17 protein-coding genes and 3 tRNA genes are annotated in these 17,515 nt (G+C 72.1%); 14 read left to right on the top strand and 6 right to left on the bottom strand.

The genetic code is table 11. The features are described 5' to 3' along the window. The first annotated feature begins 16 nt into the window (after positions 1-16). Positions 17-979, top strand: coding sequence for an aldo/keto reductase (locus ACFO6V_RS28400; protein WP_377142584.1), 963 nt, complete (start codon positions 17-19; stop codon positions 977-979). A gap of 91 nt (positions 980-1,070) precedes the next feature. Then, complete coding sequence (locus ACFO6V_RS28395; protein ID WP_377142582.1) at positions 1,071-1,946, top strand: PhzF family phenazine biosynthesis protein; 876 nt, start codon at positions 1,071-1,073, stop codon at positions 1,944-1,946. Here the strand turns inward: ACFO6V_RS28395 and ACFO6V_RS28390 are convergent. Then, a complete protein-coding gene (locus ACFO6V_RS28390; protein WP_377142580.1) occupies positions 1,931-3,283 on the bottom strand; it encodes a heparan-alpha-glucosaminide N-acetyltransferase domain-containing protein in 1,353 nt (450 codons plus the stop codon). The genes ACFO6V_RS28395 and ACFO6V_RS28390 overlap by 16 nt on opposite strands. 150 nt (positions 3,284-3,433) lie before the next feature. On the opposite strand from ACFO6V_RS28390, the gene ACFO6V_RS28385 reads away from it, so the two are divergent. Continuing rightward, positions 3,434-4,420, top strand: a complete 987-nt coding sequence (locus tag ACFO6V_RS28385; RefSeq protein ID WP_377142578.1) for a class I SAM-dependent methyltransferase — start codon at positions 3,434-3,436, stop codon at positions 4,418-4,420. Here ACFO6V_RS28385 and ACFO6V_RS28380 read toward each other — a convergent pair. Then, positions 4,392-5,951 (bottom strand): serine hydrolase domain-containing protein, encoded by a 1,560-nt coding sequence (locus ACFO6V_RS28380; RefSeq protein ID WP_377142576.1) that lies wholly within the window; start codon positions 5,949-5,951, stop codon positions 4,392-4,394. The genes ACFO6V_RS28385 and ACFO6V_RS28380 overlap by 29 nt on opposite strands. Positions 5,952-6,119: 168 nt before the next feature. On the opposite strand from ACFO6V_RS28380, the gene ACFO6V_RS28375 reads away from it, so the two are divergent. From ACFO6V_RS28375 to ACFO6V_RS28365, 3 genes are read left to right on the top strand one after another with little or no spacing between them, the layout of a single operon-like run. Continuing rightward, a complete protein-coding gene (locus tag ACFO6V_RS28375) occupies positions 6,120-6,902 on the top strand; it encodes a fumarylacetoacetate hydrolase family protein (RefSeq protein ID WP_377142574.1) in 783 nt (260 codons plus the stop codon). A 1-nt stretch (position 6,903) separates the two neighbouring features. Beyond that, positions 6,904-7,548, top strand: coding sequence for an NUDIX hydrolase (locus ACFO6V_RS28370; RefSeq protein WP_377142572.1), 645 nt, complete (start codon positions 6,904-6,906; stop codon positions 7,546-7,548). A 3-nt stretch (positions 7,549-7,551) separates the two neighbouring features. Continuing rightward, entirely contained in the window at positions 7,552-7,995 is a 444-nt protein-coding gene (locus ACFO6V_RS28365) for a hypothetical protein (RefSeq protein ID WP_377142570.1), read from the top strand. Between the two features lie 120 nt (positions 7,996-8,115). Here ACFO6V_RS28365 and ACFO6V_RS28360 read toward each other — a convergent pair whose 3' ends face one another. After that, positions 8,116-8,643 (bottom strand): hypothetical protein, encoded by a 528-nt coding sequence (locus ACFO6V_RS28360; protein ID WP_377142568.1) that lies wholly within the window; start codon positions 8,641-8,643, stop codon positions 8,116-8,118. A 203-nt stretch (positions 8,644-8,846) separates the two neighbouring features. Here ACFO6V_RS28360 and gltX point away from each other — a divergent pair, with 203 nt between their 5' ends. The 6 genes from gltX to ACFO6V_RS28330 all read left to right on the top strand — a co-directional run bounded on the left by gltX (position 8,847) and on the right by ACFO6V_RS28330 (position 12,888). Next, positions 8,847-10,334 carry a glutamate--tRNA ligase gene (gene gltX, locus ACFO6V_RS28355; protein ID WP_377142566.1) on the top strand — a complete coding sequence of 496 codons (1,488 nt, stop codon included), beginning with the start codon at positions 8,847-8,849 and terminating at the stop codon, positions 10,332-10,334. A gap of 43 nt (positions 10,335-10,377) precedes the next feature. Next, complete coding sequence (locus tag ACFO6V_RS28350) at positions 10,378-11,595, top strand: CPBP family intramembrane glutamic endopeptidase (RefSeq protein ID WP_377142564.1); 1,218 nt, start codon at positions 10,378-10,380, stop codon at positions 11,593-11,595. Next, positions 11,592-12,398: an HAD family hydrolase gene (locus tag ACFO6V_RS28345; protein WP_377142562.1), complete on the top strand. Its 807-nt coding sequence runs from the start codon at positions 11,592-11,594 to the stop codon at positions 12,396-12,398. The genes ACFO6V_RS28350 and ACFO6V_RS28345 overlap by 4 nt, the downstream gene beginning before the upstream one ends. Before the next feature lie 143 nt (positions 12,399-12,541). After that, positions 12,542-12,613 (top strand) — tRNA-Gln (locus ACFO6V_RS28340). A gap of 92 nt (positions 12,614-12,705) precedes the next feature. After that, positions 12,706-12,778: transfer RNA gene (locus ACFO6V_RS28335), tRNA-Glu, on the top strand. Positions 12,779-12,815: 37 nt separating this feature from the next. Beyond that, a tRNA-Glu gene (locus ACFO6V_RS28330) sits at positions 12,816-12,888 on the top strand. 82 nt (positions 12,889-12,970) lie between these two features. On the opposite strand, the gene ACFO6V_RS28325 is transcribed toward ACFO6V_RS28330, so the two are convergent. From ACFO6V_RS28325 to ACFO6V_RS28315, 3 genes are all read right to left on the bottom strand, one after another. Further along, a complete protein-coding gene (locus tag ACFO6V_RS28325) occupies positions 12,971-13,930 on the bottom strand; it encodes a PH domain-containing protein (protein WP_377142560.1) in 960 nt (319 codons plus the stop codon). A 129-nt stretch (positions 13,931-14,059) separates the two neighbouring features. Further along, positions 14,060-14,242, bottom strand: a complete 183-nt coding sequence (locus ACFO6V_RS28320) for a hypothetical protein (RefSeq protein ID WP_377142558.1) — start codon at positions 14,240-14,242, stop codon at positions 14,060-14,062. Positions 14,243-14,444: 202 nt separating this feature from the next. After that, positions 14,445-15,164 carry an IclR family transcriptional regulator gene (locus ACFO6V_RS28315; protein ID WP_026365378.1) on the bottom strand — a complete coding sequence of 240 codons (720 nt, stop codon included), beginning with the start codon at positions 15,162-15,164 and terminating at the stop codon, positions 14,445-14,447. An 89-nt stretch (positions 15,165-15,253) separates the two neighbouring features. Between ACFO6V_RS28315 and leuC the strand changes: the two genes are divergently transcribed. Both leuC and leuD read left to right on the top strand, forming a co-directional pair. Further along, positions 15,254-16,810, top strand: a complete 1,557-nt coding sequence (gene leuC, locus ACFO6V_RS28310) for a 3-isopropylmalate dehydratase large subunit (RefSeq protein WP_377142556.1) — start codon at positions 15,254-15,256, stop codon at positions 16,808-16,810. Between the two features lie 14 nt (positions 16,811-16,824). After that, positions 16,825-17,460 (top strand): 3-isopropylmalate dehydratase small subunit, encoded by a 636-nt coding sequence (leuD, locus tag ACFO6V_RS28305; RefSeq protein ID WP_357510914.1) that lies wholly within the window; start codon positions 16,825-16,827, stop codon positions 17,458-17,460. Positions 17,461-17,515 lie beyond the last annotated feature (55 nt).

The following is a 17,515-nucleotide window of genomic DNA, read 5'->3' as shown; positions in this document are numbered from 1 at the left end:
GTCGTAGGGTGCCAACATGTCCGATCTTCCTCTGCGCCGCCTCGGGCGCTCCGGCCTGTCCGTTCCCGTCGTCGGCCTGGGGTGCAACAACCTCGGCCGCACCGGCACCGTCACCGAGACCGCGGAGGGTGCGACCGCCCTGATCGACGCCGCGATCGACGTAGGCGTGACCTTCTTCGACACTGCCGACGCGTACGGCGCCCGCCGCGGCCTGTCCGAGGAGCTGCTCGGCGCCGCGCTGAAGGGCCGCCGCGACGACGTGCTCGTCGCCACGAAGTTCGGCCTCGACATGCAGGGCGCCAACGGGAACGACTTCGGCGCTCGCGGCTCGCGCCGGTACATCGTGCGCGCCGCGGAGGCGTCGCTGCGCCGGCTCGGCACCGACTGGATCGACCTCTACCAGCTGCACACGCCCGACCCGGCGACCCCGATCGACGAGACGCTGGCCGCGCTCGACGACCTGGTCAGCTCCGGCAAGGTGCGGTACGTGGGCCACTCGAACTTCAAGGGCTGGCAGGTGGCCGACGCCGAGCACGTGGCCCGGTCGCTCGGCGGCACCCGGTTCGTGTCCGCGCAGAACGAGTACTCGCTGCTGTCCCGCGGCGTCGAGCGCGAGGTGCTGCCCGCCGCGGAGGCGTTCGGCGTCGGCGTCCTGCCGTACTTCCCGCTGGCGAACGGCCTGCTCACGGGCAAGTACTCGGGTGGGGTCCGGCCGGACGGCTCGCGCCTCGTCGTCGCGAAGCCCCACCTGCTGGAGTCCGCGCCGTGGGAGGCGCTGGACCGGTTCGGCGCGTTCTGCCGCGAGCGGGGCGTGGCCGAGATCGACGTCGCGTTCTCGTGGCTGCTGTCGCGGCCGGAGGTGACGTCGGTGATCGCCGGGGCCACGCGGCCCGAGCAGGTCCGCCGCAACGCCGAGGCCTGGTCGTGGACGCCGACGCCAGAGGACCTGGCGGAGCTGGACGCGATCTTCCCGGCCTGAGCACCTGTCAGACCCCGGCGCACGTGTCAGACGTACAGGTCACTCCGCTGACCTGTACGTCTGACACGTGCCGGTGGGTAGCGTGGGCTCCATGAGGCTCTCGTTTCGGCAGGTCAATGTGTTCTCCCCGACCGCGACCGGCGGCAACCCCGTCGCCGTCGTGCACGACGCCGACGGGCTCACCGACGACCAGATGGCCGCCTTCGCCCGCTGGACCAACCTGTCGGAGACCACGTTCCTGCTCACGCCGACCGGCGCCGGGCGCGACGGCGGGGCCGACTACCGCGTGCGGATCTGGACCCCGGGCGGCGAGCTGCCCTTCGCCGGGCACCCGACGCTCGGCACGGCGCACGCCTGGCTGGAGGCCGGCGGCGAGCCCTCCGGTGAGGGCGTGGTCCAGGAGTGCGGCGTCGGCCTGGTGCGGCTGCGGCGCGACCCCGTCGGCGACGGGCACCGCCTGGCGTTCGCGGCCCCGCCCCTGATCCGCTCGGGCGCGGTCGACGACGCCGACCTCGCGCAGATCGCCCGGTCGCTGCGCATCGACGTGTCCGACGTCGTCCGCTCGGCCTGGGTCGACAACGGGCCCGGCTGGGTGGCGGTCCAGCTGCAGGACGCGGACGCCGTGCTCGCGCTGGAGCCCGACCTCGCGGTGATGGGGGACCTGAAGGTCGGCGTCGTCGGCGAGCTCGGCATCGGAGTGGTGGGGGAGTACGCGACCGGTGAGCCCGCCGTCGAGGTGCGCGCGTTCGTGCCGGGGATCGGCGTGGCGGAGGACCCGGTGACCGGCAGCCTCAACGCCGGCCTGGGGCAGTGGCTCGCCGGTGACGTGCTGCCGACGTCCTACATCGCGTCGCAGGGGACGGCGCTGGGCCGCGAGGGCCGCGTCCACGTCGACAAGCTGCCGGACGGCGAGGTGTGGGTCGGCGGCGACACCGTCACGACGATCGTCGGTCAGGTGGCGTTCTGAGCGGGGGCTGACGTCGGTGCGTCCGGCGCTGCGTCGGGCGCGGTGTCCGGCGTGGTGTCCGGCGCACGGACCGGCGTCGGGAACGTCTTCCGTGCGATCCCCGTGAACACCCGCTCCAGCGGGCCGCGCCCGAACAGCGCCCGCCACAGTGTCGCCCCGGCCAGCGCGCAGAGCACCATCACGCCGAGCGGCCCGTTGTCCGGGTAGACGAGCAGGTCCACGCCGGTGAGGCCCCACCACCAGATGACGACGACCTGCGCGGAGTAGACCGTCAGCGCCATGGCGCCGACGGCGGCCAGCGGGGCGGTCACCACGAGCGCCACCCGTCGCCCGACCTGCCGCACCCGATCGCCGTCGGCGCCTGTGCGGGCCTGCGCTCCGACGAGCAGGCACAGGCCGAGCACGCCGAGCGCGAAGCCCCCGGAGCCCAGGGCCTCGAACATCGTGTCGTCGTGCGGCCCTTCCAGGTACAGGCCCGCCAGGGGCGGCCAGGGGTCGGACAACGTGGGCGGCGTCGACGACGCGTACTCGAACGCGGTCCTCATGAACTCCTGCTCGATGGCATCGGCGCCTCCCGCACCGGCCACCAGGGTGGACGAGACGAGCGAGCTGACGGCGGCGAGCCCGAACCCGCCGGCGACCAGACCCAGGCGCAGCGCCGGCGACCGCAGGTCGCAGCGCCCCACCGCGAGGCCGGCGAACACGTACGCCATCCAGACCACCGCCGGGTAGTGGCCGGTGAGGAGGAAGTCGGTGGCGGCGCCCGAACCGTCGTGCGGCGCGCGCAGGCCCGCCCGCGCCAGGGCCTCCGGCCCGTAGTACGCGAGGAACGGCCCGACCACCGCGATGATCACCGCCATCGTGGCGAGCCGTGCCGGCGACATGCGCAGGAACGGCAGCGCCAGCACGAAGTAGGCGGCGTAGAAACCGAGGATGAGCAGCACGTGCGGGCCGAGCAGGTCGAGCGCCGCGACCAGCGCCAGCAGCAGCACGGCCCGCACCAGGATCCGGGCCCGCGCGGTGCGCATCAGCTCGCCCGTGAACGGCTTGTCGCCGCCCGTGAACAGCGCCAGGGACAGCCCGGCCACGGTGGCGAACAGGATCGACGAGCGGCCGTGCGCCAGGCTCAGCCAGCCCTCCAGCGTGCTGATGTCGTCGGAGGTGACGCCCATGTGCGCCGTGAACATCCCGAGCACGGCGATCCCGCGGGCGATGTCGGCCCCGGGCACCCGGCCGGGACCGCCGAGCAGGTTGCGGCTCATCCGGTCGAGGGCGCCCCGGAACGGTCCGCGGGACACCGCGGACCGCGTGGCGGAGGGCTGGTCAGACGTCGGCATGCGGGCATCCTTGCGTGACGGAGGCGCTGACGCGCGCGGGCCACGCCGTCGGGCCGAATACCGTCGAAAAGCCGCGGGGCCTCGGGACGGGCCGTCCGAGGGATGAGAACGCAGATGTGCCCCACCGCCCGGCGCACATACAGTGCGGCCATGACTGGCAGCGCCAACGAGCACGACATCGCTCGCAGCGATACCTCCCACAGCGACACGTCCCGACACCGGACTCAGCCCGCGGGAACCGACCCCATCGACGCGGTCGACGCCCCCAGCAGCCTGTCGCGGCTGGCCGGCGGCCAGGACAGCCCGGTCGCCGGCACGGACCTGACCAAGGAGTCCGAGTCGTACACGCACGGGCACCACGAGTCCGTGCTGCGCTCCCACCGGCGCCGGACGGCGGCGAACTCCGCCGCGTTCCTGCTCCCGCACCTGCTCTCCGACATGACGCTGCTCGACGTCGGCTGCGGCCCCGGCACGGTCACGGTCGACCTGGCCGAGCGGCTGACGCAGGGCAGCGTCGTCGGCGTGGACGCCTCCGACGACGTGCTCGAGTCCGCCCGCGGCCTCGCCGACGCGCACGGCACCAAGAACATCAGCTTCGAGCACGCCAACGCGTACGAGCTGCCGTTCGAGGACGGCTCGTTCGACGTCGTCTTCGCGCACCAGCTCCTGCAGCACCTGTCCGACCCGGTCGCCGCGCTGCGCGAGATGAAGCGCGTCGCCAAGCCCGGCGGGTTCGTCGCGGTACGCGACGCCGACTACGAGGCCATGACCTGGTTCCCGGAGTCCCCCGAGCTCACCGAGTGGAACATGCTCTACCACGAGGTCACCCACACCTACGGGTTCGAGCCGGACGCCGGACGCCGCCTCGCCTCCTGGGTGCGCGACGCCGGATTCGACCCCGCCACCATCGAACCCGGCGCCAGCGTCTGGTGCTACGCCACCCCCGACGACCGCACCTGGTGGGGCGGCCTGTGGGCCGAACGCTGCACCCAGTCGAACTTCGCGGTGCAGGCCAAGGACTCGGCGCTCGCGGACGACGTCGCGCTGGAGCAGCTCGCCCAGGGCTGGCGGGAGTGGGCCGCGGCCCCGGACGGCTGGTTCGCGGTGCTCAACGGTGAGGTGCTGGCGCGCGCCTGACCGTCGCCTTCTGGGCTGTCGCGGTCCGGAGCCGGACCAGCCGCGCGGTGAGCCCACCGCCGGCGGCCAGGAAGATCGCCAGGCCGAGCAGCACCACCGCCGGGTACAGCCAGAGCACCACGCGGTAGGCCGCCACGGGTTCGGCCAGGCCCATGAGCTGGGCGCCGAGCCAGGGCAGCAAGGCGCCGAGCACGGTGAGCACCGCGAGCGGGACCAGTCGCAGCACGCGCCAGCGCGGTGCACCGGCGGCGCGGCGCACCGCCCACGTCCTCGATCGCACGACGACGACCACCCCGGCCAGCAGCACGAGCGCCGCGATCCCGAGGACGACGGCGTTGAACGGGTCGAACGGGTTGGACGTCGACCGCGGCGTACCGCCGTCCACCGCCACGACGGCGTTGTGCGTCAGCGCCATGGGTTCCCCGGCGGCGTTGCTGAGCACCACGGCGCCCGTCCCCGTGACCGGGGAGAACTCGATCCCGGAGGCGAAGGTCGCGAGCGTGCCGCCGTGCCCGATCAGCGGCGCGGTCTCGTCCTCCGTGGTGGTCCGGTGCCAGCCGTAGCCGTACTCCGCGGCGTCGGCCGGCACGTCGTGGAAGGCGCGGAAGGTCTCGGCGTCCAGCAGGCGCTCGCCCGACGGCGACGCGCCGTCCCCTACCTGGAACCGCAGCCAGGACGTCATGTCCCGAGCCGTGGAGACGATGCCGCCGTTCCCGGCGCAGCCCTGGGGCAGCTCCGGTACCGCCACCAGCAGCGGGCCGAGCCCTGAGAACCCCCGGGCGAGGCCGGGCGAGGGCGCGTCGCACAGCTCGGTCGCCGTGCTGGAGTCCATGCCGAGCGGCGCGAAGACCCGCTGCTCCAGGTACTCGCCGAAGCCCATGCCCGAGGTGTGCTCGACGAGCCGGGCCAGCACCGTGTAGCCCGCGTTGCTGTACATCGCGGTGGTGCCCGGGTCGGCGGCCAGGTCCTCGTCGGCCAGGCGTACGACGGTCGTCGCGGGCGCGGAGGCCGGGTCGGACGAGTACTCCAGCGCCGTCACGGCCAGGCCCGAGCGGTGGTCCAGGAGGTCCTCCACCGTGATCTGCCGGTAGCGGTCGTCGGCCATGCGGAACTCCGGGAGCACCTCCGCGACCGGGTCGTCGAGGTCGAACCGCCCGGCGTCCGCCTGCTGCAGCACGGCCAGCGCGGTGAACGCCTTGCTCATCGAGCCGATCCGCATCGGGGTGTCCTCGCCGACCGGGTCGCCGTCGCCGGTCACGCCGTGCACCCGTACGCGCACGTCGCCGTCGGCGAGCGTCACGAGGGCCACGCCCGGCGCGCGGTGGACGCGTATGTACTCGGCCAGGTAGCCGTCGACCTGGGCCGCGACGTCGTCGGCGGCGTCGTTCGCGACGGCGGTGCCCGCGGCGGCACTCGCGGCGGGTGCCGCTCCTGCCGCCGGCGCCGTCGCCACGAGGGCCGTCATCGCCGCCACCGCCCAGGCCGCCCGCAGAGCTGTGCGCCGCCGCACCCCGGCCCGATAGTTCCTCATGCTCGCTCCTCGTCAGGGCCCGGTGTCTCGACCTGCCGGACCGTCCGTCCGACACGCTATGGACCGGCCAGGGCCCGCGGCATCGGGGATGACCTGGGTCGGAGCCCTTGGCCGACCCTGAACGGACCCCGAGCGCCCGGGTCCGCGGGGCAGGCTTACGCTGGCCCCGTGCGTATAGCTAGATTCACCAACGGAGACGACCCCCGCTTCGCCCTCGTGCAGCAGGAGGGCGACAAGACCTTCCTCGCCGTCCTGGGTGGCGACCCCCTGTACATGCCGGCGATGCCGACCGGCGAGCGCGTCGAGCTGGGCGACGGCGTCCGGCTGCTCGCCCCGGTGATCCCGCGCTCCAAGGTGGTGGCCGTGGGCAAGAACTACGTCGACCACGCCAAGGAGATGGGCGGCGAGGTCCCGTCCAGCCCGCTGCTGTTCTTCAAGCCGAACACGTCGGTGGTCGGTCCGGACGACCCGATCGTGCTGCCGGACTTCACGCAGGAGGTCTCGTACGAGGCCGAGCTGGCCGTCGTCATCTCCAAGGTCTGCAAGGACGTCACGCCGGAGAGGGCGTCGTCGTACATCCTCGGCTACACGGTCGCGAACGACGTCACCGCACGTGACGCGCAGCGCACCGACGGGCAGTGGGCGCGCGCCAAGGGCTTCGACACCTCGTGCCCGCTGGGCCCGTGGATCGACACCGACCTGAACCCGGAGGACGTCGGCGTGCGCTCGCGCGTCAACGGCGAGCCGCGCCAGGACGGCCGCACCCGGGACATGGTGTTCGACGTGCCGTTCCTCGTGTCGTACATCTCCGAGGCCATGACCCTGCTGCCCGGCGACGTCATCCTGACCGGGACACCCGCGGGTGTCGGGCGGATCGACCACGGCGACCGCGTCGAGTGCGAGGTCGAGGGCCTGGGCGTCCTGGCCAACCCGGTGATGCGGCGTCGCTGACGTGACGTCGGACCACGGCGCGTCGCTGCACGACGACGCGTCCCGGGTGCTGCGTGCCTGGACCGGGCCGACGGCGGAGCAGGAGCGGCTCAGGGCGCGGTATGTGCGGCACCTCGACGTGCACGGTCCTTCGGCGGGCATGGAATCCGGCGTGTTCCGTGGCTGCGTGCCCGACCACCTCACGGCCTCCACGCTCGTGCTCTCGCACGACGGCGCGCGCGTGCTGCTGACCCTGCACGGCAAGGCGAAACGGTGGTTCCAGTTCGGCGGGCACCTGGAGGCCGCGGACCGGACGCTGGCCGGAGCCGCCGAACGGGAGGCGCGCGAGGAGTCGGGGCTGATGGCGCTGTCGCTGGATCCGGTGCCGGTGCACCTGGACGAGCACGTGGTGCCGTTCTGCCGCCCCGGCACCGGGGACGCCGCACGTCCGGTACATCACCTGGACGTGCGGTTCCTCGCGGTGGCCGAGCCGGGCGCGGAGCCCGTCGTCTCGGACGAGTCGCTGGACGTGCGCTGGTGGGACGTCGACGCGCTGCCCGACCCCGAGCTGGCCGAGCTGGTGGTCCTGTCGCGGGCGCGGTGGGGTGAAGCGTCGGTACGAGGCGGCGGAAATCGTGGATCTTCCGGCGCGCTTCCGTCACCATGAGCCATGGCGATCATGCGGCGGTTCCTCCTGCTGTCCCCGGTGGCGGTCGTCGTCGGCGCCGTGGTGTTCCTGGTTCTCTACGTCTTCGCGGGCAGCGGTCAGTTCGGCCTGCTGGAGATCGGCCTCGGCCTCCTGATCGCGCTCCTGGCGACCGCGACGGTGCTCGCGGTGATCCTCGTCGCGATCGGTCTGGTCCGCCTCGTAAGGGTGCGGAGCGCCTGGGCCGCCCTCGGCCTGGCGTTCGGCCTGGCCCTCGCCGTCGTGCTGATCATCTACGCGGGCATCGCCGCGTCCATGCAGCCCGGCGACCCGGGGTTCAACATGTCGGCGCTCCTGACGGCCGCCGGCGTGCAGATCCCCACCTGGCTGACGTTCGCCGTCGGCCTCCTGATCACCGGTCGGCGCAGCCGGACGGCGGGGGACAGCACCCTCACTCCCGCCGCCTAGGGTCTGCTTCGCTCCGTGCCCGGCAGGTTCCTCTTGTGAGCCGCTGACCCGTGACATGCGGTGGCCGGGTCCTCGGCCACCGCACGTCGCGGTCCGCGGTACGTTCCGGTCAGCGGTACGTCAGCAGTTGCGGATGGACCACACCGGGTCCCAGCTGGCGCCCTGGTTCCCCGCCGGCGCGGTCGAGGTCCAGAGCGTCCCACCGGCCTGGTCGTAGAACCGGGCGACCGTCCCCCTCGTCTGCTGGTTGGCGTAGAAGCCCTGCCCGGTCCATCCGGACAGGCTGTACCGGGCGCAGTTGTACAGATGGAACACCGCGAACGCGTTGCGGCTGGAGTCCCAGGCCAGGGCGCAGAGCTCGCCGGTGTTGCACGGGTAGTCGCTTCCGGCCGGGACGTAGGTGACCCGCGTGGACGGCGAGATCGAGGGCACCGCGGTGACGCCGAACTCCGCGCCACCCGTTGCGCCGGTGACCGAAGCCGGCGCCGCGGGCGCCGTGTGGATCACCGTCTTCGTGGCTCCCTCTGACGAGGCAGCGGCGGACGTCGTTGCGGCGGTCGCCCCGGTGAGGGTCATCAGCAGCGCAGCGGCCGCGGCCACCACCGGCCGGAGCCGGGATACCCGCGATGAGGCCGTCGATCCAGACATGATGGTCTCCTTCTCGTCGTCTCGGCAGCCGGCCGGTGGGCCGGCGCCGGGATGAAATTTGGCATGGGCGCCGTCGTCCGTGGATGAATTTCGGCCACAACCGAAAGGTGCCGGAGTCCCTGGACACCCCGTCGCCGCGCCGGACGACCTCGGCCACTCCCAGGGGACGCTGCCCGGGGACGCGGCGCCGTAGGCTGGGGCCCGTGACTTCAGTAACCGACACCTCGACCGACCCGGCGGCGAACGCGCCCGTCCGCGTCCGCTTCGCGCCCTCCCCGACCGGCATGTTCCACGTGGGCGGCGCCCGCTCCGCGCTGTTCAACTGGGCAGTGGCGAAGCAGCAGGGCGGCACGTTCGTGCTGCGCATCGAGGACACGGACGCCTCGCGGAACCAGCCCGAGTGGGTGGACGGCATCCTGTCGGCCATGGAGGCCCTGGGCATCCGCAAGGAGGACCCGGCGTTCGAGGGTCCGTACTTCCAGTCGGCGAACGCCGGCATCCAGAAGGACGCCGCCCAGCGGCTCTTCGCCGAGGGCAAGGCGTACTACTGCGACTGCACGCGCGACGCCGTCATGGCGCGCACCGGCAACCAGCAGACCGGCTACGACGGCTTCTGCAGCGCCCGCGGCCTGGAGTACGCCGAGGGCCGCGCGCTGCGCTTCCGCACGCCCGCCGACGGCGAGACGAAGGTCGTCGACCTCATCCGCGGCACCCCGACGTTCCCGAACAAGAACCTCGAGGACTTCGTCATCGCGCGGGGCAACGGCTCGCCGGTCTTCCTGCTGGCCAACGTCGTGGACGACATCGACGAGAACATCACCCTCGTCATGCGCGCCGAGGAGCACCTGCCCAACACGCCCAAGCAGCAGCTGCTGTGGGAGGCCCTGGGCCAGACCCCGCCGCAGTGGGCGCACATGCCCGTGATCGTCAACGAGAAGCGGCAGAAGCTCTCCAAGCGCCGCGACAAGGTGGCGCTCGAGGACTACCTCGCCGAGGGCGTCCTGCCCGACGCGATGGTCAACTACCTGATGCTGCTCGGCTGGGCGCCGGGCAACGACGAGGAGATCCTCCCGTTCGAGGAGCTCGTGCGCCGGTTCCGCGTCGAGGACATCAACTCCTCGTCGGCGTTCTTCGACATCAAGAAGCTCACGGCGTTCAACGGCGAGTACATCCGCGCCCTGAGCGTGCCCGAGTTCACCGAGGCCTGCGGCCCCTGGCTGCACGCACCCCGCGCCCCGTGGAGCGAGGAGCAGTTCGACAGCAAGGTGTTCGACGCCGTCGCGCCGCTCGCCCACTCCCGGGTGGCCCTGCTGTCCGAGATCACGAACAACGTCGACTTCCTGTTCCTCGACGAGCCGGTCATCGACGAGGACTCGTGGAACAAGGCGATGAAGGCGGGCGCCGCCGAGCTGCTCGCCGACGTCCGCGTCGCGTTCGCGGACGTGGCCTGGGAGGCCGAGGTGCTCAAGGACACCGTCACGACGGCGGGGGAGGCGCACGGCATGAAGCTCGGCAAGGCGCAGGCCCCGGTGCGCGTGGCGGTGACGGGCCGCCGGATCGGTCTGCCGCTGTTCGAGTCGCTCGAGGTGCTCGGCCGGGAGCGGACGCTCACCCGGATCGACGCGGCGCAGGCCCGCCTGGCCGAGCTCGCGGCCCAGGCTCCGGGAGAGGTGCCCGCCGCCGCGGAGTGAGGTCGCGGGGTGAGTGCCGAACGAGTTCTGTACGGTGGCGGGCGTGACCGACGCCATGCCGCCTGCCGCCGTACAGAACTCGACAGCGCCGACCTCGCCGGGGACGACCCCGGCTGAGCCGGTGCCGCCGACGCCGACCAGCTCGACGGAGATGACTCCCGCGCCGCGTGAGTACCCGCAGGCCCTGCGCGGGCCGAAGCACCGGTGGTGGCGGCCCCTGATCGGGCTGGGGGTCATCATTGCCGGCCTCGCCGTGGTGACCGGGGCGCTGCTGCTCTTCGTGCTCGCCTTCGTCATCGCCGAGTCGATGGGCGCGGAGCTGCCGGACCCGGCGTCGGACGCCTTCCTCGTCTCGCCGACGGGCATGCTCGTCACCAACCTCGGCCTCGCCCTCGGCATCCCGCTCGCGCTGGCGGCGACCTGGGCGCAGGCCGGCCGCCCGGGCCTGGTGTCGTCGGTGCTGGGACGCGTGCGCTGGCGCCTTCTGCTCGGCGGGCTGGGCCTCGCGCTGCTGCTCCTGGTGCCGCTCAGCGTGGGCGCTGACCTCCTCCTGACGCAGCTCGGCTTTCCCGCCGGCGGCGAGGACGCCGGCGCCGGTTCGAGCACCGACGAGACCGGTCCGTGGCCGCTCACCCCGGCATCCGGCTGGATCGCGCTCTCGATAGTGATCCTGCTGACCACGCCGCTGCAGTCCGCGGGCGAGGAGTACTTCTTCCGCGGCTGGCTGTCGCAGTGGATCGGCAGCTGGCTGCGGTGGCGGTGGCTCGCCGTCGTCGTACCCGCCGTCGTGACGGCACTCCTGTTCGCGCTGGCGCACGGCGCGCAGAGCCCGTGGCTGTTCGCCGACCGGCTGGTGTTCGGCCTGCTCGCGAGCCTGCTCGTCTGGCGTACCGGCGGCCTGGAGATCGCCGTCGCGATGCACGCGGCGAACAACCTGCTGGCGTTCGGCCTCGCCATCGCCTACGACAGGCTGGAGGAATCGCTCTTGATCACCGAGGTGCCGCCCCTCGACGGAGCGGTGAGCCTCGCCATCACGCTCCTCACCGGAGCGGTGCTGCTGTGGTGGGCCCGGCGACACGATCCGGACCTGGTGGTGACCGACCCCGCGCCGCCTGAGCCGATGCTGCCCAGGCCCGGGGCCCTCGCCTACGCGGCGTCTGGTCCTGTTGTGCCCGGCCCTGTGGCATCCGATCTCGTCGCACCCCATCAGACCGCGCCCGGGACAGCGGAAGCCGGCCCGGCGAACGGAGAGACCACATGACGATCGACGGCATCCTGTTCGACGTCGACGACACCCTCGTCGACACCAAGGGGGCCTTCGCGGCGGCGCTCGCGGCCGTGCGGGCCGAGTACCTGCCGCACGTCCCGCCCGAGCGGGAGCCGGAGATCCTGGCGCACTGGCGCACCGACCCCGGCGGCTACTACAGCAGCTACACGCGCGGCGAGACGGACCACGTGACGCAGCGCCGGCTCCGCGCGGCGCTGCTGCACGAGACGTACGGCGGCGCGCCCGTCACGGAGGCTTCCTTCCCCGCCTGGGACGCGCTGTTCTGGGGCACCTTCGAGAAGTCGTGGTCGGCACACGAGGACGCCCGAGCCGCCGTGGACGCGGTGGTCGCCGCGGGGATCCGGGTGGGCGTGGTGACGAACGCCGCCACCGAGCTGCAGGAGCACAAGCTGCGGATGGCCGGTCTGGCGGACCTGCCCGTGCTGGTCGGGGTCGACACCCTCGGCTTCGGCAAGCCCGACCCCCGCGTCTTCCTCGAGGGGGCGCGGCTGCTGGGCACCGACCCGGCCCGGACGGCGTACGTGGGCGACGAGCCCACGGTGGACGCGCTGGCGGCCCACCAGGCGCGCCTGACGGGCGTCTGGCTGGACCGGGTGGGACACCGGCGCGGCCCGGGCTACGGAGGCTCTCCCGCGCCCGACGGCGGCTTCCGCGACGTGCAGGACCCGGACGCCCTGCGCGCGGCGGGTGTCCTGGTGATCGAGACGCTCGCGGAGCTGCCGGCCGCCCTCGGCTACGGCCCCGAACGGCGCCGAACAGGCCCGGAACAGCCCTGAGCCGGACCTGGATCGGTACGCGTGACGGACAGCACGCCCTTTCCGTTTTGACCACCGTCCGAGGTCAGGTAGTGTTCTCCAGCGGTAGGGCCCACACGGAAAGCCTGTCGGAAACAGGTGTATCCAGAAGGTCATTACCCCCATGGGGTATGGTGTAATTGGCAGCACGAGTGATTCTGGTTCACTTAGTCTAGGTTCGAGTCCTGGTACCCCAGCGCAGAGCGCAGCGCACACGTAGCCGATGCGAGTCGGCCTCATGGTGCGCTACGGTTCTCACCGGCAAACCGGTCCGTATCCGGTAGTTCAGGCCCCCATCGTCTAGCGGCCTAGGACGCCGCCCTCTCACGGCGGTAACGCGGGTTCAAATCCCGCTGGGGGTACGCAGGTCCGTCGGCTTCGGCCGGTGGATCCGTTCAGGCCCCCATCGTCTAGCGGCCTAGGACGCCGCCCTCTCACGGCGGTAGCGCGGGTTCAAATCCCACTGGGGGTACAGCAGAAAGGCCCGGTCCATGCGGACCGGGCCTTTCGCCGTCTGCGGGGAGCGTTCCCCTACCGAATCGGGCTGGGGGCCTTCAGCGGATCTTCGGGTCCTTGCCACCCTCGATGAACGGCTCGGGCCGCACCTCGGAGTCCGGGTCGGCGGTGGCCCCACCGGGCACGTGGCCACCGTGGTGCGCGCCGCCGCTGCCGGTAGCGCTGCCGCCCGACGTCGCGGGCGCCGTCGCGCCGCCCGTCGACGACCAGCTGGGGCGGATCGGCTCTCCGCTCGCGGGGGGCGTGCCGTCCTTGGTGGCGCCCTCGTCGGCAGCACCGGCCGGGATCGTGCTGCCCGGGACGGCGCCGGCCTGGCCGGCGTCGCTCCGGGCGATCGGAAGCTCGATGCGCTGCGTCGGCGGGTTGATGCGCCGTCCGATCCGGGGCATGAGTGCGGGCGGCGGCGGGCCGGACGGCGATTCGGCCGACGGCGGGGCCTGCGGCCGGATGTCCGGGTTGGCCTGCGCGGCCGCCTCGGCGTCGGCGGCGTCCGGGTGGAAGAGCGACGCGATGATGAGCCGGTACCGGGAGTCGGGCTGGGGTATCCAGGTGACCCGGTCGAGGGACTGGTCCTGCCCCGCGGTCTCGAAGATGAAGGTGCCGTAGCCGAGCAGCTGACCCATCGGGGTGCGCTCGTACCCGAGGTCGGTCACCTTCTCGGTCGGCATCATCGCCACCCGGTGGATGAGGAAGCCGTCGAGAACGAGCAGCCGGCGGTCGGTCAGGACGAACCAGCGGGCCCGCCACTCCAGCCACTTGTACAGCAGGCGCCCGCCGAGGACGACGAACGGCAGCCATACCCAGCCCATGTCGTTCCGGACGTCGGGGTCCACAGCGACGAGCAGGGTCAGCGCCAGCACGAACGCTCCGGCCGTCGTGAGGAGCGGCTCCCAGAGCATCGACCAGTGCCGGTGTGTGGCGATGATGATCTTCTCGTCCGCCAGGATGTACCGCTGCAGGGCGCGGTTGGGGACGACGAAGTCCGCTGTTGCGCTCATGCGGGTCTCCCCGGGGGTGCGGTCGGATGCGGTGCGCGAGCCGGGACGCGGACGGCCGGTGGATCGATCCGACAGGTTCGATCCGACGGCCCGGTCCGGTGGTCGGGTCTCGCCGCTGACCCTACGTGGTCAGCGGCCGATCGACCCGGTGAAGAGCTCCTCGAAGAACCTGCCGATGTTCGCGATGGCACCCCAGATGACGTCCCAGAGGGCAAGCACGACGTCGGCGGAGCGCTCGGGATCGTTGACGACCGAGTACAGCAAGAAGATCACCACGACCCAGATGATGATGAGCCTCACCTTAGGTGGCATCAGATTCCTCACGACGTAGGGGTGTGTGCCCTGGTGTGCACACGTCCCTCAAGAGGGTACTGACACGACCGGGACCTGGGGAATCACCTGGCTCGGCGTGGCGGGCCAACACTCACCGACCGCTCACCTGCCGCACACGCCGTGCGCACCGCGGAGCCCTGCGAGTGCTGGGCTCCGCGGGGGACGGCTCCGCGAACGAGGGTTACTCGCCCGACCGGTGCAGCACCTCGGTGAGCTTGTTCGCCGCGGCGACGACCGCAGCGGAGTGCAGCCGGCCGGGCTGCCGGGAGAGGCGCTCCACGGGTCCGGACACGCTCACGGCGGCCACCACGCGACCGGACGGACCGCGCACGGGGGCCGAGACGGACGCCACGCCCAGCTCACGTTCTGAGACGGACTGTGCCCACCCGCGGCGTCGGACGCCGGAGAGGATGGTTGCCGTGAAGGTCGCGTCACGCAGGCCGCGGTGGAGGCGATCAGGCTCCTCCCACGCGAGCAGGACGTGCGCCGCGGAGCCGGCGCTCATGCTGAGCGTCGCACCCACGGGGATGGAGTCGCGCAGGCCTACCGGGCGTTCGGCGGCGGCGACGCACACGCGGTGATCGCCCTGCCTGCGGTAGAGTTGGGCACTTTCGCCTGTGTGGTCCCGCAGCGCGATGAGCACGGGGTTCGCAGCCGCCAGGAGGCGGTCCTCGCCGGCGGCCGTGGCCAGCTCGTTGAGGCGCGGACCCAGCACAAAACGGCCCTGCATGTCGCGGGCCACGAGGCGGTGGTGCTCGAGTGCAACGGCCAGGCGGTGCGCCGTCGGGCGGGCCAGACCGGTCGAGGAGACGAGCTGCGCCAGGGTGGCCGGTCCGGCCTCGAGTGCCCCGAGGACGGACGCCGCCTTGTCCAAGACGCCGACTCCGCTAGTATCGTCCATACCGCGATATTGCCGTCTCGGAACGTGAGATTGCAAGTCGAGGCCCAAAGTTGTTTCTGACAGAGGTAGTTACAGGGAGGCGAACCGCAATGGCCGGCACGCTGGCGGAGAAGGTTTGGGAAGCGCACCTCGTGCGTCGAGGCGAGGACGGCTCACCCGATCTTCTCTACATCGACCTGCACCTGGTGCACGAGGTCACGAGCCCGCAGGCGTTCGAGGGGCTGCGGCTCGCCGGACGGCAGGTGAGGCGCCCTGACCTCACCATCGCTACCGAGGACCACAACACCCCCACGCTCGACATCGATCGGCCCATCGCCGACCTGACGAGCCGCACGCAGATCGACACGCTGCGCGCCAACGCCAAGGAGTTCGGCGTCCGGCTGCACAGCCTCGGCGACGCGGACCAGGGCATCGTGCACCAGGTCGGCCCGCAGCTCGGGCTGACGATGCCCGGCCTCACCGTCGTGTGCGGCGACTCGCACACCTCGACGCACGGCGCGTTCGGCGCGCTCGCGTTCGGCATCGGCACGTCCGAGGTGGAGCACGTGCTCGCCACGCAGACGCTCCCGCTGGCGCCGTTCAAGACGATGGCGATCACGGTGAACGGGACGCTGCCCGCCGGCACGACGTCCAAGGACATCATCCTGGCGATCATCGCCAAGATCGGCACCGGCGGCGGGCAGGGCTACGTGCTCGAGTACCGCGGCGAGGCCATCCGGGCGCTGTCCATGGAAGCTCGCATGACCGTCTGCAACATGTCGATCGAGGCGGGTGCCCGCGCCGGCATGATCGCGCCGGACGAGACCACCTTCGAGTACCTCAAGGGCCGTCCCCACGCGCCGGAGGGCGAGGACTGGGACGCCGCCGTCGAGTACTGGAAGACCCTGCGGTCCGACGATGACGCGGAGTTCGACGTCGAGGTCGTGCTCGAAGCGGCCGACCTCGAGCCGTTCGTCACCTGGGGCACCAACCCGGGGCAGGGCCTGCCGCTCTCGGCGACCGTACCCGTCCCGGCGGAGATCGCCGACGAGGGCGAGCGCGAGACCGCCGCCAAGGCCCTGGAGTACATGGGTCTCACCGGCGGCACGCCGCTGCGCGACATCCCTGTCGACACGGTGTTCATCGGTTCCTGCACCAACGGCCGCATCGAGGACCTGCGGTCCGTCGCGAAGGTCATCAAGGGCCGCACGAAGGCCGACTCCCTGCGTGTCCTGGTGGTCCCGGCCTCTGCGCGCGTGCGGCTGCAGGCCGAGGCCGAGGGCCTCGACGTGATCTTCAAGGAGTTCGGCGCCGAGTGGCGCAACGCCGGCTGCTCGATGTGTCTGGGTATGAACCCGGACCAGCTCGCACCGGGGGAGCGGTCGGCGTCCACGTCGAACCGCAACTTCGAGGGGCGGCAGGGCAAGGGCGGGCGCACCCACCTGGTCTCACCGCTGGTCGCCGCCGCGACGGCGATCCGGGGCACCCTGTCGAGCGTCGGTGACCTCGACCTGCCGTACGACGTCGACATCACCACTTTCGACGGCACGCCGCTCGACGGCGTGGGCGCGTCCCCGCTGGGCGAGTCCGTCGTCGACCTGCCCATTCCCGTGGCGATCGGGGCCGCTCCGAGCGGGTCCGCTGCCGGCCAGCCCGCGCTGCGCTGAGAGGAGCACAGACCATGGAGAAGATCCACACCCACACCGGCGTCGGCGTCCCGCTGCGACGCAGCAATGTCGACACCGACCAGATCATCCCCGCCGTGTACCTCAAGCGGGTCACGCGCACCGGGTTCGAGGACGCGCTGTTCGCCGCATGGCGGGGCGACCCCTCGTTCGTGCTGAACCAGGAGGCGTACTCGGCGGGCTCCGTGCTCGTGGCCGGGCCCGACTTCGGCACCGGCTCCTCGCGTGAGCACGCCGTCTGGGCGCTCAAGGACTACGGCTTCCGGGTAGTGCTGTCCTCCCGGTTCGCCGACATCTTCCGCGGCAACTCGGGCAAGCAGGGCCTCGTCGCGGGCGTCGTCTCGCCCGAGGACATCGAGATCCTCTGGAAGATCCTCGAGACCAAGCCGGGCACCGAGGTGACCGTGGACCTCGAGGCCAAGACCGCGACGGCCGACGACGTCACCGTGCCGTTCCAGATCGACGACTACACGCGGTGGCGGCTGATGGAGGGGCTCGACGACATCGGGCTCACCCTGCAGCAGGAGGACAAGATCACCGCGTTCGAGGCGACCCGGGCGTCGTGGCGCCCGAAGACGCTGCCTGCGCGGCACCTGCCGTCCGTCGAGATCGAGGCGGCCCGCCCGGTCTGACCGGGCTCCGTTGGTCGAGCTCGTCGAGACCCGGGTCTCGACAAGCTCGACCAAC

It is taken from the genome of Promicromonospora alba (assembly GCF_042654905.1).
Classification (GTDB): Bacteria; Actinomycetota; Actinomycetes; order Actinomycetales; family Cellulomonadaceae; genus Promicromonospora; species Promicromonospora alba.
Note: the sequence above shows the minus strand (reverse complement) of the source record. Positions and strands in the feature narration are given on the sequence as shown.